The 25,459-nt window shown below is 59.7% G+C and carries 12 protein-coding genes and 2 tRNA genes; 9 read left to right on the forward strand and 5 right to left on the reverse strand.

Going from position 1 to position 25,459, the window contains the following annotated elements; genetic code table 11:
* Positions 1–36 precede the first annotated feature (36 nt).
* Both HDF15_RS12105 and HDF15_RS12110 read right to left on the reverse strand, forming a co-directional pair.
* Positions 37–2,298, reverse strand: coding sequence for a DUF1800 domain-containing protein (locus tag HDF15_RS12105; RefSeq protein ID WP_184255834.1), 2,262 nt, complete (start codon positions 2,296–2,298; stop codon positions 37–39).
* An 87-nt stretch (positions 2,299–2,385) separates the two neighbouring features.
* A complete protein-coding gene (locus HDF15_RS12110) occupies positions 2,386–3,831 on the reverse strand; it encodes an APC family permease (RefSeq protein ID WP_184255836.1) in 1,446 nt (481 codons plus the stop codon).
* A 122-nt stretch (positions 3,832–3,953) separates the two neighbouring features.
* Here HDF15_RS12110 and HDF15_RS12115 point away from each other — a divergent pair, with 122 nt between their 5' ends.
* On the forward strand, positions 3,954–6,767 hold the full coding sequence (locus HDF15_RS12115) for a PIG-L family deacetylase (RefSeq protein WP_184255838.1): 2,814 nt from the start codon (positions 3,954–3,956) through the stop codon (positions 6,765–6,767).
* A gap of 166 nt (positions 6,768–6,933) precedes the next feature.
* On the opposite strand, the gene HDF15_RS12120 is transcribed toward HDF15_RS12115, so the two are convergent.
* Together HDF15_RS12120 and HDF15_RS12125 are read right to left on the reverse strand one after the other, a co-directional pair.
* Positions 6,934–8,259, reverse strand: a complete 1,326-nt coding sequence (locus HDF15_RS12120) for a hypothetical protein (protein ID WP_184255840.1) — start codon at positions 8,257–8,259, stop codon at positions 6,934–6,936.
* Between the two features lie 226 nt (positions 8,260–8,485).
* Positions 8,486–9,799: a hypothetical protein gene (locus HDF15_RS12125; RefSeq protein WP_184255842.1), complete on the reverse strand. Its 1,314-nt coding sequence runs from the start codon at positions 9,797–9,799 to the stop codon at positions 8,486–8,488.
* Positions 9,800–10,208: 409 nt separating this feature from the next.
* Between HDF15_RS12125 and smc the strand changes: the two genes are divergently transcribed.
* The 6 genes from smc (at position 10,209) to HDF15_RS12155 (ending at position 17,585) form a co-directional block, all read left to right on the forward strand.
* Complete coding sequence (gene smc, locus HDF15_RS12130; RefSeq protein ID WP_184255844.1) at positions 10,209–14,099, forward strand: chromosome segregation protein SMC; 3,891 nt, start codon at positions 10,209–10,211, stop codon at positions 14,097–14,099.
* Positions 14,100–14,379: 280 nt separating this feature from the next.
* Complete coding sequence (locus HDF15_RS12135) at positions 14,380–14,931, forward strand: CvpA family protein (protein WP_184255846.1); 552 nt, start codon at positions 14,380–14,382, stop codon at positions 14,929–14,931.
* Between the two features lie 41 nt (positions 14,932–14,972).
* Positions 14,973–15,275: a helix-turn-helix domain-containing protein gene (locus HDF15_RS12140; RefSeq protein WP_014265980.1), complete on the forward strand. Its 303-nt coding sequence runs from the start codon at positions 14,973–14,975 to the stop codon at positions 15,273–15,275.
* Positions 15,276–15,301: 26 nt separating this feature from the next.
* Positions 15,302–17,314 (forward strand): hypothetical protein, encoded by a 2,013-nt coding sequence (locus HDF15_RS12145; RefSeq protein WP_184255848.1) that lies wholly within the window; start codon positions 15,302–15,304, stop codon positions 17,312–17,314.
* Positions 17,315–17,359: 45 nt separating this feature from the next.
* A tRNA-Gly gene (locus tag HDF15_RS12150) sits at positions 17,360–17,434 on the forward strand.
* A 76-nt stretch (positions 17,435–17,510) separates the two neighbouring features.
* Positions 17,511–17,585 (forward strand) — tRNA-Cys (locus HDF15_RS12155).
* 472 nt (positions 17,586–18,057) lie between these two features.
* Here the strand turns inward: HDF15_RS12155 and HDF15_RS12160 are convergent.
* Complete coding sequence (locus HDF15_RS12160; protein ID WP_184255850.1) at positions 18,058–21,441, reverse strand: TonB-dependent receptor; 3,384 nt, start codon at positions 21,439–21,441, stop codon at positions 18,058–18,060.
* A 712-nt stretch (positions 21,442–22,153) separates the two neighbouring features.
* Between HDF15_RS12160 and HDF15_RS12165 the strand changes: the two genes are divergently transcribed.
* Both HDF15_RS12165 and HDF15_RS12170 read left to right on the forward strand, forming a co-directional pair.
* Positions 22,154–23,176: an ETX/MTX2 family pore-forming toxin gene (locus HDF15_RS12165; protein ID WP_184255852.1), complete on the forward strand. Its 1,023-nt coding sequence runs from the start codon at positions 22,154–22,156 to the stop codon at positions 23,174–23,176.
* A 275-nt stretch (positions 23,177–23,451) separates the two neighbouring features.
* Positions 23,452–25,452, forward strand: coding sequence for an NHL repeat-containing protein (locus HDF15_RS12170; protein ID WP_184255854.1), 2,001 nt, complete (start codon positions 23,452–23,454; stop codon positions 25,450–25,452).
* Positions 25,453–25,459: the final 7 nt, after the last annotated feature.

Here is a 25,459-nt window from a genome sequence, read left to right on the forward strand (position 1 = left end):
GTTCTGCGCAAACGAGGGCGACAATTGCAACCGGCTCTACCGCAACTGAAACTCCGGCGCGCCCATCACCAGCGCCGTCAACAGGTTCAGCGTGTCCGTCGAGTTCGCATTTGCGGGCTGCTGATCGATTTGTTTATCGATGAGCTGGTTGGTCTTCGCCGATACCGGAGCGCCAATCATCGTTCCTTCCAGCACACGGAGCACAATCTCAACTCCCGCCGGGCCGGCTACAGCAGGCGTCTGCACCGACGCCGAGACCCCAACGAACCGGGCGTCCCCATGCGCTGCCTGTGCCGGGGTGCCTGCCGTCTTGGGAGCCCCACCGGCAAAGCTGCCCGCGCGTGTCGGTGTCAGCAACCCCATCGCCAGCAACTTCGGAGCGTCGAACTTCTGATTGGCGAACTTGCCGTTCGTCAGTTGGTAGGCAAAGTTCAGCCGGTCGACCAGGGCGGAAGAGTTCATCCACTGCTCAGCGGTCAGGTAGTAGCCCGTCGGAGGCAGCGCATAGTACATCGGCATCCCCATCGTCTTGATCGTGTTCACCAGCGCGCCAGGGTTTTGCGGCTCCGTCGCGGTGGAACGGAAGGCCGACGCCACAAACTCCACCGGGGTCTTCACCTTGTTGTGGAAGTACTGCCGCGAGTTGAACTCAGGCGAGGCAATCAGTTCGCGCAACAGGCTCTTGATATCTCCATTGCTCGAGAGATACACCTTCGCCAGCCGATCGACCAGCGCGGGCGGAGGAGTATCCGCCACAAAGTGCTGGGCCAACAACAGGCTGATGAAGTGTGCCGTCTTCGGGCTGGACGCGAGAATGTTCAACGCGGCAATGCCCTGCTTCATGCTGTCATCGCTGGCTACGGTCTTGCCTCGGCCAAACGTCCCGCTCGCTGACACTTTTGCTACATTGCCGCTGTCGTCGATTACGTAGCCGAACCACGTCTTCGGTCCCGGCTCATGGCGCTTGGGATCGAACAGAAACGGGCCGCCCTGGTTCGGACGGTCCACACCCCACCCGGTCAAAATCGCCGAAAGCGCCGTCACGTCACTCTGCGTATAACCGCCGTTAACGCCGACCGTGTGCAGCTCCATCACCTCGCGGCCATAGTTCTCGTTCAGCCCCTTGTTGCCCTTCTTCGAGTTTGGATTCTGCGGATTCACGCCGTTAGCAAGAGAGTCGGGGCCAATCGACAGCCAGTTGTCGAGGTACACCATCATCGCCGGCGATTTTGCGGTCGCCATCAGCAGGTCGCGGAAGTTGCCCAGCGCATTCTTGCGAATCACATCGCGCTCATAGCTGGTCGTGTACCACTCGTCGGAGTCCTTAGCGATATAGACATTGAAGTGATTGAACCAGAAGTCGGTCATCACCTCCTGCAACTGCCGCTCCGACAACACATCGCGCAGGATGCGGGCCTGCGCCAATTCATTGCCGATGTTGTAGGACGAGTTCACCTGCGGCGACATGGCATTGAACGTCTCACGCTCCCTCGGCGTAAAGTCCGCAAAGAGCAGGTCGTGCAGGTTGCCGCTTAGATTGCCGTTGCCGGTAAAGGCGATGCGGTCTTCGACCGGCATCTTGATCAGGGCGGCCATGCGCTGCTGCTTCGGCAGAACCAACAGGTCTCCGGCGATCCGTGTCGCCATCGCCTGGTCCCGTTTCTTGCGCTCGGCCTTCTCCGCATCCGTGAGCTCAACCTTGGGCTTCACGCTGCCGTCAGGGTTCTTCTGGTCACGCTCCTGGAGCAGCTTGTAGACCTGCACCTCATACGCCGCATTCAGCAAGGGATCGGCGGGATACGGCACCTTGCCGTCGGCAACCGGGCCAATCTGCGCCCGGTCGGGAAAAACGGTAATCATCTGCGTCGTCGGCATGGTCAGCGTCGGATAGGCAGCCAGCCTCTTGTCGAGCGCGGGGTCTTTGATGGTCTCCGGGCTCATCTGCTGAGACAGCCATTGATCGGCGCCCATCGCGAGCACCTGGTCGACTTCCCCGGGCCGTCCGCCGAACGTAAACCGGTCGAGCATCTGCTGTACCCGCTCACGCTGTGTGAGCGGCGTCAGCACGACGGGCTTTATGGGAGGATGAGCGCCAGGCACATGGGGCTTCTGCGCAAACGTCTTCGCGGCCTTCTGCTGCGCCGGGTCTATCTGCGGAGTATCATCCGCCTCCTGCATGTCCGGAGTTGCAGCCCGAACTGGAGACATCTGCCGCTCTGCGGAAGCCATCTCCTGTCCGCGCACAGCGACCGTCAGACTGCCGAGTACAAGACCGAGAAGCACGATCCGTAATGTCATCGTCCGGAGACCCTCAACCCTAGCTTAGACCCGTTGGGCTATGCGGAAGTTGCGTTTTTAGGGGCGTGACGCGACTCTTCTCGATCGCTATATACGAGCTCCAGATCCAGGACGTCCCATGGCCGACCGAACCGCAAATACCAGGCACCCGGCAATCGCTACGACGACAGCCAGCAACACCTCACGATGAAAGTTCGGCCGCGAAACCACGATATATCCGAACCCCATGAGCGCGAGAAGCGGGGGCAGCGGATAGAGCCACAGCCTGAAGGGCCGCGGCATCTCAGGCCGACGCAGGCGCAGCAGCATCACCCCGATATGCTGCAGCACAAACTGCAGCAGGATGCGCAGAACAACCAGGGCCGCGATGACATCGGCCAGCGAGAAGAAGCAGCACACACAGGCAATCGCGCCCAGCACAAGGAGCGACACGTGCGGAAACCGTCGCGTCGGATGCAGCCTTCCAAACGCAGCGAGGAAGTTGCCATCGCGAGCCGCCGCGTAAGGAATCCTCGAATAGCCCAACAGCAGCGAGAACACGCTGGCGAAGGCCGTCACCATCACCAGGAGCGCCGCCAGCTTACCCAGCAGCGTCGCGACATGCGCTCCCAGGGACGGCGCATAGGCCACCTGCATAAACTGCGACAGCAGAGCCCTGCGAGCCTCAAGGTTCTGCGCTGCCAGCAACTGCGGCGCGCCGATCACCGACAGCACGCTCGCATTCAGCGCGAGGTACAGCAGAGCGACGATCCCGATCGACAGCAGCACAGCGCGCGGAATCGTTCGTCCTGGGTCGCGCACTTCCCCACCGAGAAACGTCACGTTGTAGTAGCCCCAATAGTCGTAGGTTGCGATCAGCATCGCCGAGCCAAGCCCCCCAAAGAACGCTCGGTTCAGCACAAAAGCATGCGGGGAAAAGGCAAACACCTGCGCGATGTGCCCATGCATCAATCCCACGACCACAGCCCAGGCGATGGTCACGAGCACCGCCGACAGCAAAACGATCGACAGCACACGCACCTTCGCCAGGTTGCGATACAGCAGGATCACGGCGAGCACCACAGCGGCAATCGCTACAAAGGTCGTCGGCCCAATACTGAACACTGCACTGTATCCAGCCAATCGTAACGTGTGGGTCACGGGTGGCACAGCCAGCTGCGGCACAAGGTACGTCGCATACTGGCTCAATCCGATGCAGCCACTGGCCACCGAAAGCGGTGCAGAGAAACAGAGCTGGAAGAGAAACAGGAAGCTCAACAGACGGCCCAGCCGACCGCGAAACATCTCGCCGAGGTAGTGGTAGGTTCCTCCGGCCTCCGGCATCGCAGCGCCCAGCTCCGCCCATACCAACCCATCGCACACAGCCAACAGCGCGCCGAGAATCCAGCCCAGCATCGCCTGCGGCCCACCCATGGCTCCCAGCAGCAGCGGCAGCGTAATGAACGGCCCAACCCCGATCATGTCGAGCAGGTTGAGCCTTACCGCGCCGCTAAGCGTGAGCGTTCTTTCGAGCTTCGGTGCAGCGGTCTCCATTTTGCCGAGTGTATCGCGACTCGTAACTCACGACTCGACTCTCGCAGCTCATAACGGACAAAAGCTCTCTACCTGATGGCAAAAGAGAGCAACGACCCCGCCGCTCATGAGACGCTATTCTCATGAAGCTAGTCGTGTCATTCGCAACCGCGCTCTGTCTCCTGACGGCTGCAACCGTACAGTCCTCGAGCCAGACACCAGCCTTCAACGACCCCGCCAACCTTCGCGGTGAACGCGTCTCCCCGCGCGATGGCCGCGAGTTGCCCATCGACCAGGGCGCGCGCGGTCTGGAGCAGCTACTCCGCAGACTGAATACCCGCGCCTCACTGATGCTGATCGTCGCGCACCCTGACGATGAAGATGGCGGCATGCTCACGTTCTATTCGCGGGGGATGGGCGCCCGTGTCGCCATGCTTACGCTGAATCGCGGCGAGGGCGGACAGAACGCCATGACCGGTGACTTCGAGGACGCGCTCGGCCTGCTGCGCACGCAGGAGCTGCTGAGCGCAGACCGTTACTTCGGCGTCAACCAGATGTTCGGCACCGAAGTCGATTTCGGCTTCTCCAAGACCAAGGAAGAGACCTTCGCCAAGTGGACGCACGAACGCGTGCTGTACGACGCCGTACGCGCCGTGCGCCTGTATCGTCCGCTGGTGGTCGCAAGTGTCTTCATCGGCGGTGTCACCGACGGCCACGGCCACCACCAGGTCTCGGGCGAGATCACACAGGAGGTCTTCAAAGCCGCCGCCGATCCGAAGGTCTTTCCCGACCAGATCGCCGAAGGACTGCTGCCCTGGGCTCCGCTGAAGGTCTATGCCCGCGTCCCCATGCAGGCCATTACCTCCCAGGGCCTCTTCGACTACGCGACAGGCCAATACGCCCCCGCACGCTTCACCAACTACGTCACGGGAGAGGTCACAACGACCACCCCCTCAGCGGATGTCGTCGTGCACGAAGGCAACAAAGACAAGCTCCTCGAAGACAAGAGCTATGTCCAGTTCGCACGCATCGGACTCGGCCTGCAGAAGTCCCAGATCGGAAACGGCATGCGCATGCCTCCGGCAGGCGCGTTCGACATTGGCTACCATCGCTACGGCTCACGGCTCGATGCGGCCCATCAGAAGGCACACGAAGACAGCTTCTTCGAGGGCATCGACACCAGCATCGAAGGCATCGCGTCACTGGCTCCCGGCGCCCCTCCCCTGCTGCGGTCAGGCCTCGCGAAGCTTAGCGCCAGCATAGCGTTCGCCACCTCCCGCTTCGATGCCGCAAACCCCAGCGCCATCGCTCCACAACTGGCGGACGCACTGCAGCAGAACGACACCCTCCTCTCCACCCTCGAAGCGACCTCTTTTGGAGATGCCGACGAGAAGGCCAGCGTGATTCATGAACTACGCGTCAAACGCGTTCAGATCAACGATGCCCTGGCGATCGCACTCGGGCTCACACTCGACGCCACCACCAGTGGAGCAGACCAGACCGCAGGCTCCGCTGTCGTCGTTCTCTCACAGTTGCGCACCGCAGTCTCCACAGCCCCACTGTCCGTTACCCATGAGTGGCTTCAGAGCAGCGAATCCTCAAGATTCGCACCCTCTTCCCTAAACCAGCGTGACCTGGGAGAGCAATCGCAGAGGTACTTCTCCGGCACCGACAATGTCCGTCCCGAGGTCCCCGGCCATGAGAGCATTCCCGACCTCACCCTCGACCGCCCCGTCACCCGTTCGCTGCACGCCACGCCTCGCGACACAACGTCTCCCACTCGCCCCTATTTCTTTCGAGACTCCATCGAGACCCCGGTCTACAGTCTTCACGATCCTGAACTGCGCAATGCCCCTACAGACCCACCAGCACTGACCGCCTGGGCGACCGTCAGCTTTCGCGGTGCGGCCATTCAGCTAGGCCGTATCGTCCACGACGGCTCGCAACCGCTGAACCTGGTCCCTGCCTACAGTCTCTCGCTCTCAGCCCATGCACAGGTGATCCCGCGCGCTGAGTCAAAGGTCGCGCTTACGGCCTCCCTGTCCGCCTCCTCTGCCCCGCAGAAGGCGATGACCCTCCCCGTATCTATTGGCAACCGTCTCCTGCACACGCAAATCGCACAGGTAGCCGTCCCAGGACAGGCTGACTTTCACTTCGTTCTCTCTTCCTCAATGCCTGACAGCACCACCCTCGATGCTGCCGTCACGTCAGCGGGCGTCAAGTACAGCGAAGGCTATCGCACCATAGGCTATGGGGACCTCCCACGAACCAACTACTTCACCCCTGCGTCCGACCGGCTCGTCCCCGTCGATCTCAAGCTTCCAACACACCGCCGCATCGCCTATTTGCCTGGCACCGGCGACGATGTTCCCGAGGCCCTCGCTTCGATCGGCTTCAAGCCGGAGATGCTCACTATCTCCGATCTCACCGCCGACAGACTCAAGGACTTCGACACCGTCATCCTCGGCGTCCGCACCTACAACGCCCATCCTGACCTGCATGGCGCCCCGACCCAGGCCTTGCTCGACTTCTCCCGCAACGGTGGCAACGTCATCGTGCAGTACCAGACGTACGAGTTCACGGAAGCTGATGCGCCCTATCCGCTCACGCTTGACGGCAGCGCGGAGAAAGTCATCGATGAGACAGCCCCCGTCCGGCTTCTCGACGCAAGAGCCCCGTTGCTCACGACTCCCAATCGCATCGAACCAGCCGACTTCGATCACTGGATCGAAGAGCGCGGCCATGGATTCCTCGGGAACTGGGATAAGCACTACACAGCGGTGACCGAAACTCACGACCCTGGGCAAGAACCTCAGCGCGGCGGGCTGGTGACGGTGCAACTGGGGAAAGGCCATTGGACCTACTGTGCTTTCGCACTCTACCGCCAACTGCCCGAAGCGGTTCCCGGCAGCTATCGCCTGTTCGCCAATATGCTTGGCCTTGCCGACCAGAAATAGTTCGTTTGCTTTTGCCTTTCTGGTTGTCATTCCGAGCGCAGGGAGGAACATGATTCCTCCCGTTTTCGTTCGAACGGCCCAGAACTACCGCCGGAGAACCACACCAGCCAAGCAAACAAAAATGGCCTCCCTTATGGGAGGCCATTTTTGCTACGTTACTCGCGATTTAGTTGCTGGTGTGGTGAACCGTATGGTGGACAGGAGCCTTCGCAGCCGGCTTCTTCTTCTCCACAACCGACGCGTTCGACATGGTGATCAGAAGCGGCGACGGAGTGTAAGAGTCATAGGTTCCGGTCAACGAGATCTTATCTCCAACCGCAGGCACCGTCTTCAGAGGCGTTGCAAAGTTGAAGGCAAAATCAGCCGTCTTGCTCTGCACCGCATCGTCCGATACCGAGACCTGCAACTGGTCGGCAGTCGCAGCAACTACGATGGTGTCCGGGAACTGGGTCGACTTGCCCTTCACGGTGCCGAAGACCTTGTCTGCATCTTCCGGCTTGCCATACTGGAGCACGAACTCCTTGTCGATGATCGCCAGCGTCGCCAGATCAGGCGTCGTGGCAATCAGGTTGGCCACCAGATCCGCAGGCTTGGGAGCAGGCGTGATCGTTGTTGCCAGATCAGCGGGAGGCGTCAGGCTGGTCTTCACCAAGGCCTGCAGCTTGTCATAGCCATCCTCTTTGCCGTGGTACTTCTTGTAGCAGTAGGTCGCCGTCGGCTGGATCTGCGGGGCGAAGGTACCCGCAAACGCTGCGGCACGCGTCGCATACCAGGCGCAGTTCAGATAATCCGGCGGTGTCGAGTTCATGTAGGACGTCGCCAGGAAAAACACATCCTGCAGCACAGGACCAGGGGCCTGCGTCGCATCCTGAGCTCCAGTGATCTCGGTCTTGATCGCCGTGATCGCGTCCGCATAGTCCTTCTTGGACATGTCATCATCGGCGATCGCGCTTTCAAAGGTAACCGTCGCCTGCGACTTCAGCTTCTGGAAGTCGGCATCCGCCATGTTTTGTGGCTTGGTGGCAGTCAGACCCGTCTGGGCAAAACCGGCAGCCTTGTCCAGTCCAGCGGTCTTCGCTGCCGGATCGGTCAAAGCATCCGACGCCGTCCGGCGCAGATAGGTCTCGAAGGTCAGAGCCGGAAGGTTACTCGGATCGACCTGCAGCAGACGATCGGCGGCATCCAGCGTCTTCACCGGATCGTTGGTTCCGCTGTAAGCGAACATCAGCTTCTGAAGCACATCCTGCTTGACGGCAGAGTTCGGATAGGCCTTCAGATAGGCCTCAAACCCGGCTGCTTTAGCTGCTGGAGTGGTTGCGGTATCGGCATCGTTGTAAGCCTTGTACTCATCTGCCGACATCTGGACCTGTCCACCAGCCTGACCTGCGGCAGGGGCAGGAGTGGCGGGTGGAGTGTCCTGCGCAAAGCAGGGTTGCATCACGGTTGCTGCGCCGGCTACTGCCAGCAAAGAAGCAAGTACGACCTTCTTCATAGAAAAACTCCCTCAGTAAGCTCATCTTTACGATTCGTTTGATAAGACGCGGGTTGCGCCGTTAGACCGCGCCCCCAGGAATATTTGGAGCTTACGGTGGATGATGCGGATTATAGAAATGCACGCGCCCTGACACAAGCTGCGGTTGCCTACTCCGCAAAGATAATGTCAACGTACAACAAAACGGCCTCCTTTCCAGGAGGCCGTTCAGCGTGCGAACCACAGTTTAGTGGTGCGTTGTATGGTGGACAGGGGCCTTGGCAGCCGGCTTCTTCTTCTCGACAACGGTTGCGTCTGACATGGTGATCAGCAACGGCGATTGCGTGTAGGAAGCATAGGTTCCAGTCAGCGTGATCTTGTCGCCAACCGCAGGCACCGTCTTCAGAGGTGTTGCAAAGTTGAAGGCGAAATCAGCCGTCTTGCTCTGCACCGCATCGTCCGATACCGAGACCTGCAACTGGTCGGCAGTCGCAGCAACCACAATCGTATCCGGGAACTGGGTTGACTTGCCCTTCACGGTACCGAAGACCTTGTCTGCATCTTCCGGCTTGCCGTACTGGAGCACGAACTCCTTGTCGCTGATCGCCAGCGTCGCCAGATCAGGCGTCGTAGCAATCAGGTTCGCCACAAGATCCGCAGGCTTGGGAGCAGGCGTTACTGTTGTAGCCAAATCGGCGGGCGGAGTCAGGCTGGTCTTCACCAAGGCCTGCAGCTTGTCATAACCCTCGTCTTTGCCGTGGTACTTCTTATAGCAATAGGTTGCTGTCGGCTGAATTGCCGATGCATATTGGCCTGCATACACAGCCGCGCGCGTCGCATACCAGGCGCAGTTCAGGTAATCCGGCGGTGTCGAGTTCATGTAAGACGTCGCCAGGAAAAATACATCTTGCAACACGGCGCCAGGGGCCTGCGTAGCTTCGGCCGGTGCACCGGTGACCTCGGTCTTAAACGTCGTGATCGCGCCCGCATAGTCCTTCTTGGAGATATCGTCATCGGCGATCACGCTCTCAAAGACCGGCGTCGCCTGCGACTTCAGCTTCTGGAAGTCGGCATCCGCCATGCTTTGCGGCTTGGTGGCGGTCAGGCCCGTCTGGGCAAAGCCAGCAGCCTTGTCCAATCCAGCGGTCTTCGCTGCTGGATCAGTCAAAGCATCCGCTGCGTTCCGGCGCAAAAACGCTTCAAGGTACAGCGCCGTGAGATTGCTGGGATCAACCTGCAACAGACGATCGGCGGCGTCCAACGTCTTCACCGGATCGTTGGTTCCCTGATACGCGAACATCAACTTCTGAAGCGCATCCTGCTTTACGGCAGAGTTCGGATAGGCCTTCAGATAGGCCTCAAACCCGGCTGCTTTAGCGGCAGGGGTAGCTGCAGTGTCGGCATCGTTGTAAACCTTGTACTCATCTGCCGACATCTGGACCTGTCCGCCAGTCTGGCCTGCAGCTGGAGCAGCGGCTGGGGCATCCTGAGCAAAGCAGGGTTGCATCATGGTTGCAGCGCCGGCTACTGCCAGCAGAGAAGCAAGTACGACCTTCTTCATAGAAAAACTCCTCGGTAAGCCCATCTTTACGATTCGATTGATAAGACGCGGTTGCGCCATTGAAACCGCGTCCCCAGGAATATCCGGAGCTTACGGTGGATGATGCGGATTATAGAAATGCACGTGCCCTGACGCAAGCCAATCCCCGAATGCCTTGGAAAAGGGTACTTCTTCACTCTATAGAACCGGCACATGTAATACGAATCATCCCGATTGTCCGGCAGCGCCATTTTGCACCTTAAGCACTACATAACGGGATAACGGACTCCTTATCCACAATATCTCGTCTCAGGCGTATTGATTCGGCAGGTTTCGCCGCATACGATTCGACAAGCAGCCCAATCGCCGCACTGTTTCTGGTTGCTTGAATTTGCGTTTTTTTTGACGTCCTTCGTAGGAGTTACCGCCCGTGCTCAAGCTGAAAAAAGTTCAGATCCTCGGATTCAAGTCGTTCTGCGATCGCACGGAAGTGCAACTCACCGGCCAGGGCATCGCAGCCATCGTCGGCCCCAACGGCTGCGGCAAATCCAACATCTCGGACGCTATTACCTGGGTACTCGGCGAACAGTCCGCAAAGTCTCTGCGCGGCATCAAGATGGAAGACGTCATCTTCGCCGGAACCCGTGACCGCAAGCCCACCGGCATGGCCGAGGTCTCGCTTACGCTGGTCGACCCCGAAGTCTACGACGGCGCAACGCTGGCCGAAGGCGAAGCCGAAGTCTTTAGCGATGGCCCTACCCTCGTTCCCATGCCAGCAGGCGATTGGGACGAATCCGCGCTGCGCGAACAGATCGCGCAGGAGACCGAAGACGCCGTCGCCGAAGCCCAGCCCGGCACCACCTATGAAGCTGAAGCCCCGGTAGCCAGGAAGACCGAAGGCACGAACGCAGAGGCCGCCCAGAGTGAGCCTTCGAACAACGTCGTGCTCAAGATTCGCCGCCGAAAGTTCGGCCGCGCTCCCATCCGCGCCGGTGAGATCACCGTCACACGCCGCCTGTTCCGCACCGGCGACTCCGAGTACCTGCTCAACGGCAAGATCTGCCGCCTGAGCGATATCAAGGACATCTTCATGGGCACCGGCCTCGGCGGCGAAAGCTACGCCATGATCGGCCAGGAGCGCATCGGCCAGATCCTCTCCTCCAAGCCGCTGGATCGTCGCGGCATCATCGAAGAGGCTGCTGGCATCACCCGTTTCAAGACCAAGAAGCGTCTCGCCGAGCTGCGCCTCGAGAGTGCCAAGCAGAACCTCTCGCGTGTGAACGACATCTTCGAAGAGGTCACACGTCAGATGGCCGTTCTGAAGCGCCAGGCCTCCAAGGCCGAGCGCTACGGAGCCCTGCGCGACGAACTGCGCGGCAAGCTGCGCGTCGTGCTGGCGAGCCGCCTGACGCAGATGGACGCCGAACAGTCCGCCACCGCAACCGAGATCGCGCGTCTCGCCGGTTTGATCGATACCCAGGCCGCAGAGCTCGAGACGATGGACTCCGAGCACTCGGTTGGCGTCGCTCGCGGCTATGAGCTGGACAGCCAGATTCGCGAGGCCGGTTCTCGCGCCAACCAGAGCGCAGTCGAGCTCGAACGCATCACCGCCCGCTCTACCTCCAACGCTGACCGCATCTCCGACCTGGCGCAGAGGATCACCTCTGGCAACGACGATCTCGAACAGGCGCGCGCCCAGATGGCCTCGCTCGCCGGAGAGCGCGAGCAGCAGCGCAGCTTCCTCGAAAATGCGACCTCCGAGTCCACTTCCTCACGCGACGAGGCCAATGCGCAGCAGGCCCAGGCCCACGAGGCCACACGCAACGTGCTTGCCACCGAGGCCCTGACCGAAAATCAGCGCCGCAGCGCCATGCAGGTCATGCAGCGTGCGAACCAGTCGCGCAACGAGCAGGCCCAGGCAGAGGCCGCGCTGGCCGGCCTCGAGAACGAAAGCGAACGGCTCGTCGGAGAGTCGGAAGCAGCGCGTGCCGAACTCGAAGCACTCAGCTCCCAGCGCAACCAGATCAAGATGTCGTTCGAAGGCGTCACAGAGCGCCTCAAGAAGCTTGAAGCGGATATCGTAGAGCTTCGCCATACCCTGGAAGCCCGCCGCATGGAGGAGACTCAGTCCCGCCGCCGCGGCGACGAGCTGCGCGCCGAGATGGCGACGCTCATGGGCCGCCGCGGTTCGCTCGAAGCTCTGATCCGCGAGCATAGTTACTCCACCGACACGGTGCGCAACATCTTCCGCGCCAACGCCAAACGTGACCAGACTGGGGGACTCGTACCCGTCGGCACCCTCGCAGACTTCCTGGAGGTCGACGGCCAGTATGAGAACGTCGTCGACGAGTTCCTGCGCGATGAGTTGAACTACATCGTCGTCAAGAGCTGGGACGCCGCCAACGAAGGCGTGCGCATGCTGCAGTCCGACGTCGCCGGCCGCGCAACCTTCCTCGTCCATCCCAACGATGCCCAGGCCAACTTCCCCCTCGCCGAAGGCATGCTCAGCAAGGCGCTCACGGAGAACTCCGGCGTCGTTCCCCTGCGCGACTGCATTCGCGTGCTCGACGGCTTCGGCCGCTCGCTCGAAGTCATCCTCCCCAAGCTCCGCGACGGCTTCGTCGCCCCGGACAGCGCAACAGCCCGCACGCTGGCGCTCTCCAACCCACAGGCATTCTTTCTCTCGCCCACCGGCGAGACCTTCCATAACGTCACCGTCACCGGAGGCCGCCCGCGCGCCCAGGGCCCGCTCGCCCTCAAGCGCGAGTTGGCAGAGGTGCAGGCCAAGCTCGAAGGCGTAGAAGCCGAGCTCGCCAGCAATGAACAGGCCACGCTTGCACTGACACGCGAGATCGCCGAGTCGACCAGTGTGCTCGACTCCAAGAACCACGAGCGCCGCGATGCAGAGCGCGAGAGCGCCAACTCCGGCGCTGCCCTGCGCCAGATGGAAGGCGAGACGGCTCGCATCGAACGCCGCCTGCAGGAGTGGCAGCTCGCCGCGGGACGCAACCAGGACACCCGCCAGCAGAAGCAGGACCTGATCGCCCGCAAGCAGGAAGAGACGGCAAGCTTCGAAGCCGACCGCGCCAGGATCGAGCAGCAGATCGCCGAACTTACCGAGAAGATCGCTTCGCTGCGCGCCAACCGCGAAGAGCTTCAGGCCGCAGCCAGCGCCGCAGCCGCCGCTCTGGCCGGACTCGAAGAGCGCCGCCGGAACGCCAACGCCAACTTCGAGCAGACCAATCGTCTCTACGAAGGACAGGCCCAGCGCATCGCGCAGATCGAGCAGCAGATCACCAGCGCCGCTTCGGAAAAGCAGCGCCGCGAAGAGGAGACGGCTTCCCTGTCCATGCAGCATGAAGGCCTCACCGAGACGCGTGCCCAGGCACTCGCCGAAGTCGAGACCCTTACGGCGGAAGCCAGCGGGTTGCGCGTCGCGATGACGGAGCTGGATTCCCGCCTGCGCACCCTGCGCCACGAGACAGAGGCCCTGCGCGAGCAGCGTGCGCAGCTCTCGGCACGCGCCGCCAAGCTCACCTCCGACCTTGAGCATCTCGAAAGCACCTGCATCAACGATCTCTCGGTCGAACCTGCAACCCTGCGCGAAGATGCCACCATCGAGCGCATTGAAGCCGAGGCCCTGCACACCGAAGACGAAGCGGCGCGCGCCCTCAAGCAGCGCCTCGAAGCCATGGGTCCGGTGAACATGATGGCCCTTGAGGAGTACACCGAGACCTCCGAGCGTCACGGCTTCCTGGAGACGCAGCGCAAGGACCTGCTCGACTCCATCGAGAACACGCAGGCCTCCATCAAGGAGATCGACGACGTCTCGCACCTGAAGTTCGACGAAGCCTTCAAGATCGTCAACGAGAACTTCTCGACCACCTTCACCAAGCTCTTCGGTGGCGGCCAGGCCATGATGAAGCTGACCGACGAGGCGAACTCCTCCGAGAGCGGCATCGACATCATCGCCTCACCTCCGGGCAAGAAGCTGCAGAACGTGCTGCTGCTCTCCGGTGGCGAAAAGGCCCTCACCGCCCTGTCGCTGCTGGTCGGCATCTTCCAGTTCCAGCCCGCGCCCTTCTGCGTGCTCGACGAAGTCGACGCTCCGCTGGACGAGACGAACGTAGGCCGCTTCGCGCGGCTCATCGCGGAGATGTCGGAGACGACACAGTTCGTCGTCATCACCCACTCCAAGCGCACGATGGAGCAGGCCGATGTGATGTACGGCGTGACCATGCAGGAGCCTGGTGTCTCGAAGATCGTCAGCGTTTCGCTGGGCGGTCGCTCCAAAGGACGCGAGGCACGCACAGCCGCATAAGTAACGAAAGCAAAAGTAACAGCAGCCTTTGTCGCTGCTGTTGCTTTTCTTTTTTGTCATTCCCGCAGGGAATCTGCTTCTGCTTTTGTTCTTGCATTTCTGGTTGTCATTCCGAGCGCAGCGAGTGAGCCTGCTTCCTCCCGCTCTTCGCTCGCATCGCCTATAACCGCGCGGGTCAAAGCCATGTAACGATGAAAGATACCGTGGCGACACGAGCACCCCCTCCGCTCGAAACAACAAACCAGAAAAACAACACTGCCATCTGCTCTATCATCTTCGGATGAACCCACTCGACTGGCTGCTCGGCATCCTGCTCGTCTACTCGATCACTCGGGCCGCGATCCAGGGCTTCTTCCGTGAGGCCTTCGCACTGGGCGGCCTCGTTCTGGGCTTCCTGCTGGCTTGCTGGTACTACCGCGAGGCGGCGACCCATCTCACCGGCCTCATCAGCTCATTGCCGCTCGCGCAATTCGCCGCATTTCTGCTGATTCTCATTGCCACGATGGTCGTATCCAGCCTGATCGGCAAGATGCTGCGCAGTACCGCCTCGGCCGTGGGGCTGGGTTTCTTCGACCGTCTGCTGGGAGCGCTCTTTGGCCTGCTGCGTGGCTGCCTGCTCGGCACAGCACTCCTGATGGCTTTTACCGCTTTTTTGCCTACCGCACCCTGGATTTCAAATTCAAAGCTCTCACCGTATTTTCTTCGCGCCGCGCATGCTGTATCCTTCGTCATGCCCTCAGACCTTAAGTCACGCCTTCACGAGGGCATTGAGCGTATCAAGCATAGGGCTCCCGATTGGATCAAATCCGCTTCCCTGCCGCACACTGATTAAGAACTTCAAAGTTCCCTAGACCACACAAGGAAACGCCGCGAGTGAAACGCGATCTCGACAACCTCGTCCTCCAGATGCACGATGCAGGCATCGCCTACGCCGATGCTGTGCGGGAATTTAAGAAGCGCTACATTCTGGAAGTACTCGCGCGCCACCGAGGCAACCAGTGCAAGGCCGCCGAAGAGCTGGGCATGCACCGCAACACCCTCAGCCGCACGCTCGTTGAGCTCGATATGGACTCCACCCAGATCAAGAAAGGTCTGCGCCGCCCACCTCGGCCGGTGCGTCCTGAACGCTCCCCGCTGCAAATTGTCTCCGGCGGACGGATTTCCGGGGGACGATAGCTCTTTTCGTTCGTCTAACTTCCATCATGCCAGGCCACAGCTATCGCCACAGTTCGCGCCGTCTCCCGTCGAACATGGCGTGCATTGCAGGACTCGGCCTCTCCGCACTGCTATGCGCAGGGGCCTATGCGCAGGACGCGTCCAGCTCGCCGGTGAGCACCCCCGCCGGCACCCTGGCGGCACGGCCCACAACGTCTGCCGCTCCGTACACCGCCAAGCGCCCGCCCATCTCCGAAAAGCAGGCACGCCAGGCTGACGATGCCTACCTCGAAGGCGCAAGACACATAGAACATAATGATTTGGCCGCGGCCGAACAAAGTTTTGCGAAGGCCGTGGAGCTCAATCCCGAAAAGCAGGAATACGTACTTTCGCTCGCCGTCACCCGTGAGCATCGGGTCTCGGAGCTGGTACAGTCGGCCGCCAAAGCACGTCTTATGGGCGACGATCAGCGTGCCGCAAGCCTGCTGGCTGAGGCCAAGGCCATCGATCCAAAAAACAACATCGTCACCCAGCACTTCGACTTTGACACCGCCCCCCAGCCCAGGGTCATCGATTCTTCCCACCTTCCCGGAGGTCATGCCGGGGCCTCTTTCGGCGGCCCCATCGAGCTGCAACCCGCTTCAGGAACCAAGAGCTTTCATCAGCATGGCAGTGCGCAGGATGTGATTCGCGCAGTCTACAGCGCCTTCGGCATCACCGTTACGTTCGACGACTCCATCGCCAGCAATGCCCAGATCAAGTTCGACCTCGACAACGTCAACTTCGCAGATGCGACCCGTGTCCTCAAGGAGATGACGCATGTCTTCGTCGTCGCCGTGCAGCCACAGGCTGCGCTCGTTGCGAAAGACACTGCGGAAAACCGCGATCGCCTCGTGCCCCAGATCGAAGAGACGATCTACATGCCCGGCGTCAGCAGCGAAGAGATGACCGAGCTCGCCAACGTTGCCCGCAATGTCTTCGATCTCAAAAATGTTACGGCCAGCCCCACCGCCGGCGACATCCTCATCCGTGGCGATGAGGGGACACTACGTCTTCTGAACGCAACCTATGCGGATCTCCTCGACGGCGGGTCCGACGTTCTGCTGGATATTCACCTGTACGAGGTCCAGAAAAGCAACACCAAAAACGTAGGAGCGCAACTGCCCACCTCTGTCGGCGCTTTTCCGGTTGCCTCCGAGGCGCAGAACCTGATCAATCAGAACGAATCGCTGATTCAAGAGGCGATCGCCGCGGGTCTGCTGGTCTTGACTGGCAATCCGGGCAAGGACGCGCTGTCTGAACTCGAACTGCTCATCGCCTCCGGCACCGTCAACGCGTCTCAATTCACCAATCTTATTGGCGTGCTGGGCCACTTCAGCGGCCTGCCATTGGCAGGCGTATTCCTCGGCTCCGGCACTAACCTCAACCTGTCCCTCAATGCCAGCGACGCACGCACGCTCGATGACATCCAGGTTCGCGCAAACGACAATCAGCCTGTCAACTTCCGCGCCGGCACACGCTATCCAATCACAACGTCAACCTACAGCTCTGGTGGCTCGAATAGTCTGCCGTCTTCCCTCGCCGGCGTCAATGTGGGCGGGACGAACCTCAATACGCTACTCCAGCAATACCTCGGAACCTCAACGGTGACGATCCCGCAGATTCAATATGAAGATCTCGGCATCACCGTAAAGACCACTCCAAGAATTCTGCGCTCCGGCGACGTCCGCCTGACCCTGGAGTTGAAGATTGAAGCGCTCGGCACCGGCTCTAACGACGGCATTCCGATTTTGACAAACCGTTCGTTGACCTCGACGATCACCGTCCCTGCCGGCAAAGAAGCGCTGCTTGCCAGCGAGATCTCCCGCGACGAATCGCGCTCCATGTCGGGTATTCCGGGGCTCAATGAAATACCTGGTTTTCAGGGCACCAATGAGGACAAGGAAGTCGATAGCGATGAACTACTGATCACCATCACACCGCATATCGTACGTGCCGGCGACATGCGTATTGCCAGCAAACGCCTTGCTGTGGAACACACAGCATCCGCTGCACAATAGGCTTTGCATTCTTAGTGCAACCTCGGCTATACTTGCTGAGGCAGGGCGGGAGTAGCTCAGTGGTAGAGTGCTTCCTTGCCAAGGAAGATGTCGCCGGTTCGACCCCGGTCTCCCGCTCCAAACACCCTCCTATTTGCGGTACACTTCCACAAGCTAGTCAGTGTACCCTGCGCCCTGGAGTTACGGTGTAGGTTGAGGCGCGGTACCCAAGTGGTAAGGGAGAGGTCTGCAAAACCTTTATGCGTCGGTTCGATCCCGACCCGCGCCTCCAAATCTCCTCAACAACTTAGGGCGACTTATCGAAGCTGTATTTTTGCTGTGGCAGTCAATAAGCAAAAAGCTCAGATTAGTCCCCTGCGTGGGCCGCCGCTAAGTCCGCCGACGCGTCGAGAACATGCGCGTAGCCCCTGAAGCGAGGGTATGCCTGATGGTAAGGGAGGCCGCGTACACGGTACTCCCCTTCCCTCGGGGTTATTAATAGAGTCTCAGGGAAAGCCCGTTACTCCGCAGAGCCTCTGCTTCTCTCAGCTAGCCGAACGCCTCAGCCCTAATGCCCTCAAGAATATCGGCTATACAGCCGCTGATCTCGTGCACGGAACGAATGACACGTTACTCTAGCCGCCAGGCCGAACGGCGACTAGGCAGCGCTGAGCAAATTGAACCCCGTCACTCAAAGGTGTAGCGCAAAGGAATGGGGACGGCTGCACCGGCAACCGCCCCCCTAGGATCGCTTTCGAAGCTGTTTAGAAGTACAGCCGGGTCGCGAGTTCCAGTTGACGCGGCGTGTAGCTGAAACCGCTGTTGTTGGTCTTGTTGACGGTCCCGAAGTTGGTCTGGTAGGTCGCGGTGCCCGCCGTCGCGCTGGTGCCGCTGAAGGCGTATGCCGTACCGTTGACCGCGGTCTCGTTCTGGTGGTTGGCGACGTTGAAGGCCTGCAGATAGACCTGCAGGTGCATGCGCTCGGTGATCGGGAATTGCTTCTCAATGCGCACGTCGTCGACCAGGATGCGGTTGTAGTAGAGGTTATTGTGCCCGAGCTGCGGGATGAACGCCGGCCCGCCAGAACCAGCGAAGCCGGACTGAATCGCGGTAGAGGAGATGCTGCCGCTCGTCCCAAAGGAGTACGGCAGACCGGTCTGGAACTGGAACGTGTCATCCAGGCTCCAGTCGTTGGTCAGGTACTTCAGGGCGCGAGGGCCTCCCGAGGTTCCAGGGAAGTTATACAGCGCATACCCGACGAAGCGGCTCGGAGTGTTGTAAGAGCTATTGCCGTAGTTCACGCGCTGGTTGCCAAAGGGGTCATACCAGCTCTGCGTGCTGCCAGCCGAAGAGTTGTTCTGGTAGAAGTCCAGCGAGTGCGACCAGGTATAGCTGGCGTCGAACTGGAGGCTCTTCAGAGAGCGGTTCTGCACCTCAAACGCGAGTGCGTTATAGCTGGAGTTGACGTTGCTTAGATACTCCGTGATCGCGCTGAAGTTGACAGCACTCGGTCCCAGCAGAGCCGTGTTGCCGTACTTGGTATACACGGTCGTCGGGATGACAGTGCCATTCGGGATGGGACTTTTGCCCGTCGTATCCAGGAAGGTTACGTTGACACTCTGCCGGCTGGCCGGGTTCAGGTTCACATCGAGGAAGTTGGGAAGCTCGCGGCCAAGCGCACCCAGATAGCTGACCTGGAAGACAGTACCGTGGCCGAGATCCTGCTGCACCTGCAGATCGAACTCGTGGACCTGCGGGTTTTGCAGATTGGGCGCACGGAAGAACGCTGAAGCTCCGCCATTCTCCTGAGCTGTGGTGAAGCGGTTGCCAAAGGTTGGCACAACGCCAAGACCCTGCGACGCCTTCAGTGTAGGTGAGGACTGAGAGAGAGGGCTGCCCGTGCTTGACAGAACCGTGCCGAGGTTACCGTTGGTGATTCGCCCATAGTAGAGTCCATAGCCGCCACGCAGAACCGTCCTGCCCGAACCGTACAAGTCATACGAGAAACCGATGCGCGGGCCGAAGTTGTTCTTGTCGTTGGGGCTGTTGCCGATCCCGTTATACGGAACGAAGTTGCTCCCGTTCAGGGTCGCAGGCGCGATGAGATTGGAGTACGCCGCCGGCGTCTGCTCATAGTCATAACGCAGACCGAGTTCGAGTGTCAGGCGAGGCGTGATCTTGTAGTTGTCCTGCGCGAAGAAGCCATAGTCGAGCGTGGAGAAGTCGAACGTCGTCGGCCCATAGCCTTGCTCATAGCTGTTGTAGCAGGGATATGTTCCCAGTGCGTTGACCGTAGCCGAGGCGGCTGCGCTCTGGTTGACGTCGCAGGTACCGGTTGCCTGCCCCTTTGATCCAAGATCGGCGAAGTAGTTCGCCAGGTTGGTCGTATAGATATAGTCGCCTTCGTAATACTGCGCCTGATTGGTGAAGTCATCGTTCTGCACGATGTCCACACCGAACTTGAAGCTGTTGTTACCCTTCGACAGATAAAGCGAGTCCCCCACCTGCCACTTGCGCTCAAGCGGATAGGCTGGGCGCTGCGAGTAGTACGGCGACCCGAAGAAGGCGCCGTTCTTGGCCGTATTCAGAGAGAGATACGGGACATCGCCGTCGGTCTGCTTCAGCTGATTGAGATCGTACGGTGTAAAGGGCTGCTGACCTTCATCGTTCAGCTCGCGACTGTACTGATAGAGCAGCTCGTTGGACAGGTTGGAGAGGATAAGCGAGGTCAGCTTGGCCACGCCATAGTCGAGCTTGACGAAGTCCGTGCCGCTCGAGCTCAGTGAGTAATCACCGGTCGCATTCGTCTGCACGCCGCCGGGCGAGTCCCAACGCAGACGGTGAAAGAGCAGGCTGAGGTGCTCCTTATTGTTGATCTGGTAGTCGAGCTTGGGCGTGTTGATCTCCTGATAGCCTGTACGCGGAATCAGGCCCAGATCCGAATTCAGCGCATTCAGATCAGACTGGTAGAGCGCGACGCCGGCTGCGTAGCTGCCCAGCTTAAGCCGGGCGGCAAGGGTGCAGGCCTGCGCGTCGATGGTGTCCGTGACGCTGGACGCGTTGCCGAGCACACCTGTCGTCGCATTACAGGTGGCAGTGCCGGGCAGCGTAGCGTCCGGCAGAGCGTTGAAGCCCGGCGAGGTCGTGTTATTCACGCTGCCCGGGTTGGTGGCTACACCTGAAAGCGGAAAGATGCGGCTGTGCTGGTCATAGGTATAAAACCAGAAGAGCTTATCCTTCATCAGCGGACCGCCCGCCGAAAATCCATAGATCTTGCGGAGGTCTTTGGGCTTGAATGGGTCGTTGGTCACCGCTCCGCTCACGCCGACGACAGGGATCGTGCTCTGGTCGTTGAAGGCGTTGAACTTCGATTCACGGTCGTAGAAGTACGCCTGGCCATGAATGGCGTTGGTGCCGCTGGTGGTGATGGAGTTGATGACACCGCCCGCAGCGCGTCCATACTGCGCAGGGTACACACCGGAGTTGACTTGGAACTCACGCACGGCAGCCGCCGAGGTCGAGTACGCCTCGCGGGTACGGCCGCGCTCTTCGGCGAAGTAGGCCTGGTTGTCATCCGCGCCGTCGATCTCGATGTTATTGAGCAGATCCGAGATGCCGCGGAACTGAATCAGGCCGAAGCCGCTCGAGTCTACCGTTGCGCCCGGAGTAAGCAGCGCAAGCGCGGACCAGCGGCGATTGTTGATCGGAATATTATCGACCGCCTGTTTGTTGATGTTGGAAGCGAATTCCGGACCATCAAAGTTGAGCACCGGCACGTCGGCGGAGACGGAGATCTGCACGGTCGTGCCGCCATTCGCGAGGTGCGGCGCAAAGTTCGTCACCTGTCCAACCTGCACAAGAACGGTGCTGTCCAGTCCACCAAAACCATCTGCCGTTACGTGCGTCTTGTACGTGCCGGGCTCAAGCAGCGGAGCCTTGAAGTAGCCGCTGCCATCGGCAGTCAGGTTGATCGTGTCATTCGTGCCCTGGTTGATGATGGTCACCTTGGCGCCGGGGATGACAGCACCGGTGGTATCAAACACGCTGCCAGCGATGGCGCCTTCGGTGCTGGTCTGAGCAAACGCACCTGTGCACATGCCCGCAAGGGCCATGGCAAGCAGGGCGAACGACGCGGTTCTCTTAAACATGCTGCTGATCTCCTGAATCATTGGTTCGGACAGTGGGTTCCGCATGACACACTCACGCTTGTACGGACTGCATGAGGGGTACCGGACTTCTCTGGAATTCAACGATCCTGCCACAGCGCGATGAACGTGAGGTGAAATGCGGCTAAACAAAGAACGAGTGGCAGTCAACCTACACACATGCTCCCATTTACCGCGTAAACAGAAGCCTTCGACTACCTTTCGACTGGCCGCTGGCGCTAGTTAAAACGGAGTAGATGTACGAACATCTCGCGCATCTACTCCTCATCTTGGCCTTCAGATATTGAGCAATGTACTCGGCCGTCCGCCGTTCAACATCCATGGCCGATCACTGCCGAGAAATGAGATGAGCAGGTCTTTCGGGTCGAAGAGAGGCTCTTCCCACGAAGAAGAGAACGCTTCCAGGATGCAGTCTCTGGACGAGAACGCATGCAAGGACTTCGAGAAGATCCAATCTCCTGCTTCTATAAAAAATAATTTGCAGACGAGTGATAGAGTTCCGGCACCGTTGTCGCTTAACAGAATAAGAAGGAAATATTCTGCCGGATCGCGGGCCGAATCATTTCATCGCCCACCTCGAAGGTTGCCGCCTCCATCCTGGGGCAGTGGCCTTGGGATGACTGCGCTGACGCCTTACGAGACCGTCAACGCTTTATCAACGACACACGAATCAGATTGAACACAGAGGAATGAAATGGCACACAATGAACACGTTTTGAGGTCAGGCGAATCGATTTCGACGGGGCAATGGTTGAGATCGAAAAATGGCTTGTTCCAGGCTGTGATGCAGGAAGACGGAAACTTTTGCATTTATCGCGGTGACTCTTACTACGGCGTGCAGTCTGGCCTTTGGTCAACAAAGACGAGCGACGGTGCGACGTATTTTACCGAGAACGGCTTCCACAATATCAATATGCAGCCAGATGGGAACCTCGTGATCCGAAATCAGGGGGGCGCCGCTGTATGGGCATTGAGCACCAATCATCCTCAAATAAAGTTCATTCGCGATTCGCTTGCCATTCTTTATGATGACGGCAATTTTGCGGTAGCGCCACAAGGCGAATGGAAGCTAAGAGTCTTCCATTCCGGAGTAACAGACAAAATCGAAGAGGATGTTGAGCTGCACAAGGTTAGCTACGATTTGGAGAACGCGATCGACGGAACGCCGGGCGTCGTGAAGACGGTGCTGATTCAGGAGCTCAACAACCCCACCGACCTCACACAAGTGACGACTGTTAGCGTGACGTACACCGAAACGAAATCATCGACGTGGAATGAGACAACGACGCTCACGGTGGGCGCGTCTGTCACGGTGGAAACCGGAATTCCGTACGTCGCTGAGGGAAAAGTGGAGGTAAGCACCGAAGCCAGTCAGAGCTTCGAGTTTGGCGAAACGACGGAGACTTCCAAGGAGTTGACCTTCTTGGTCCCGGTTGCGGTGCCACCGAAGCGCTGCTATCTGGCGAGGTCTACCTATCGGCAATTCAAGTTGCAGGTGCCTTTCAAGATCGCCGGCGAAGCAAAGTTCGAAGGTTACGAGAACAAACTGCCGGTCCATATCGAGGGCGTATATGAAGGCATCGGATGCGAAAAACTCAGAACAGAGTATCTTGACATTACGACATCACCTGAACTGAAACTTGCACCCGTTGGAGCTAACTTAGCAGACGCGGGAGATTTAGACCGTTGCGACTGGCATCCACTTCCTACGCCATAAGGCACTGGTTATTGCCTCCGTAGACACAAGCAGGCTGATCCGAGGTCCAGCTCCTGCTGTTTCTGTCCTTGTCATCTACGTTGGCCATAGAGTGAAAATGAGATCGGTTGGAAGTAGCGGGAAATCGTATTTCTTAATGCAGTGTGGCTAGTTACCCGCGCAGCACGGAGCATACCTGCTCCGTGCTGCGCCAATTCATCTGCTGTGCTGTGGCTACAATGCATGCATTCCAGTCATAGCACAGCATAAAACCACCATCCCGTTATCGGAGAACCATGAAAAACTATCCTTTATCCTTCTCGTACGTGGCCAGCTTGTTGGGCGTGGCTTTATCTCTTGGCCTGAACGGCTGCTCGTCGAACTTCGGGGACGTTTCCAATACCCCGACACTGACCACGATGCACATTCAAGGCATCGTTCATGGCGGCCAGCAGCCAATTAGTGGCGCGCACGTCTATATGTATGCCGCCAGCACGGCCGCGTATGGCGGCAACGGCATCGCCGCCAAATCCGGCACCGGCAGCAATGCGTCAACCTCACTGCTGACCGCCGCGACGGAGCACGCGGACAGCAAAGGACTTCACTACGTCATCACGAATGCAGCGGGCAGCTTCGATATCAATGGGGATTTTGCCTGCACTCCGACCACCCAGGTCTACCTCTACTCGACTGGCGGCAATCCGCAATTGGCTGGCGTGGGAGCTGGCGGCACAGTGAATTCCGCAGCAACCCTGCTAGCGGTGGTAGGCGATTGTGCCAGCGCGACGCCCAGCGCCGCCTTCCCGAACGCTACGACCGTGTCGATGAATGAGCTCAGCACGGTGGCCGCAGCATACGCTCTGGCCGGGTTTGCGACTGACCCCCTGCACATCGGTGCGCCCAGCGCGGTTTCTGGCCATTCGCTCTCCGCAATCGGTCTAGCGAATGCTTTCAATATGGCGCTGAATCTCGTGAACCAGGCCGCCGGAACGCCCAATGCAACTTTGCCTCTCAACAGCAAGGCTGTCGTTCCTGTGACTACGATCAATACCCTGGGGGATATCCTGGCTGCCTGCGTCAACTCCACCGGAGTCAGTTCTTCGGGATGCAACACCCTCTTCACCAATACGACCTACAGTACGAAGCCTACCGATACGGCAACGGCAGCCATCAACATCGCGCAGCACCCGGGAACCAATGTCTCCAATCTTCTCGCTCTGGCAACGAACGCCAGCCCCTTCCAGACGTTCCTTACCACCGCCAACGACTTCTCCATCGGGATCAACTACACCGGCACTTTGAGTGTGCCCTTTGAGATCGCGGTCGACGACGCGGGCAATGCCTGGGTGGCTAATTCCGTAGCTAATTCGGTAGTCGAATTCTCCAGCGCGGGGAAACTCCTCTCCGGGGCTAACGGCTACGGCAGCGGCGGAGGCCTGAATGAGCCATTCGGGATCGCTATCGACGGCTCGGGCAACGCCTGGGTGACGAATCTTCAAGGTAACTCCGTGACCAAGCTCTCCAGCACCGGGGCAGTTCTCTCCGGAACCAACGGCTATACCGGCGGCGGCCTGGACGAGCCACAGGGAATCGCGATCGACAGCTCGGGCGACGTCTGGGTGGCGAATGTATTTGACGCCGTGACCAAGCTTTCCAGTACTGGGGCACTCCTCTCCGGAACCCACGGCTACACTGGCAGCGGCACTAGTGGCGGCCAGGTCTCGGCACAAGCGATCGCGATTGACGGCGCGGGCAACGCCTGGGTGTCTGATCAAAATAACTTAGTGACCGAGCTTTCCAGCACCGGAGCATTCCTCTCAGGAACCGGCGGCTACTCCGGCGGCGGCCTGGACTCGCCAGACGGGATCGCGATCGACAGCTTGGGCGACGCCTGGGTGGTTAATGTAGAAGGTAAGTCCGTAACCAAGTTTTCCAATACCGGGGCATTCCTCTCCGGAACGGGCGGCGATACCGGCGGCGGCCTGAGCTTTCCCGAAGCCATCGCGATCGACGGCTCGGGCAATGCCTGGGTAGCTAATTCCGGAGGTAACTCCGTGATCGAGCTTTCCAGCGCCGGGACAGCCCTCTCCGGAACCAAAGGCTACACTGGCGGCGGCCTGAGCTTTCCCGAAGCCATCGCGATCGACGGCTCGGGCAACGCCTGGGTGACGAATCTCGACAGTGATCTCGTGACCGAGATGATCGGGATCGCTACCCCAGTGATTACTCCGATCGTCGCCGGTCTGCCCGCTACCCCAACGGCGAAGGGAACGAGCAACCTGGGCACACGCCCGTAGCCTCTTC

Origin of the sequence: Granulicella mallensis (assembly GCF_014203225.1) — a bacterium.
Taxonomy (GTDB): Bacteria; Acidobacteriota; Terriglobia; order Terriglobales; family Acidobacteriaceae; genus Granulicella; species Granulicella mallensis_A.

Excerpts from the sequence above, each read along its gene's own strand:
- HDF15_RS12105 (WP_184255834.1), bottom strand. The coding sequence starts at position 2,298 with ATGACATTACGGATCGTGCTTCTCGGTCTTGTACTCGGCAGTCTGACG.
- HDF15_RS12110 (WP_184255836.1), bottom strand. The coding sequence starts at position 3,831 with ATGGAGACCGCTGCACCGAAGCTCGAAAGAACGCTCACGCTTAGCGGC.
- HDF15_RS12115 (WP_184255838.1), top strand. The coding sequence starts at position 3,954 with ATGAAGCTAGTCGTGTCATTCGCAACCGCGCTCTGTCTCCTGACGGCT.
- HDF15_RS12120 (WP_184255840.1), bottom strand. The coding sequence starts at position 8,259 with ATGAAGAAGGTCGTACTTGCTTCTTTGCTGGCAGTAGCCGGCGCAGCA.
- HDF15_RS12125 (WP_184255842.1), bottom strand. The coding sequence starts at position 9,799 with ATGAAGAAGGTCGTACTTGCTTCTCTGCTGGCAGTAGCCGGCGCTGCA.
- HDF15_RS12135 (WP_184255846.1), top strand. The coding sequence starts at position 14,380 with ATGAACCCACTCGACTGGCTGCTCGGCATCCTGCTCGTCTACTCGATC.
- HDF15_RS12145 (WP_184255848.1), top strand. The coding sequence starts at position 15,302 with ATGCCAGGCCACAGCTATCGCCACAGTTCGCGCCGTCTCCCGTCGAAC.
- HDF15_RS12160 (WP_184255850.1), bottom strand. The coding sequence starts at position 21,441 with ATGTTTAAGAGAACCGCGTCGTTCGCCCTGCTTGCCATGGCCCTTGCG.
- HDF15_RS12165 (WP_184255852.1), top strand. The coding sequence starts at position 22,154 with ATGGCACACAATGAACACGTTTTGAGGTCAGGCGAATCGATTTCGACG.
- HDF15_RS12170 (WP_184255854.1), top strand. The coding sequence starts at position 23,452 with ATGAAAAACTATCCTTTATCCTTCTCGTACGTGGCCAGCTTGTTGGGC.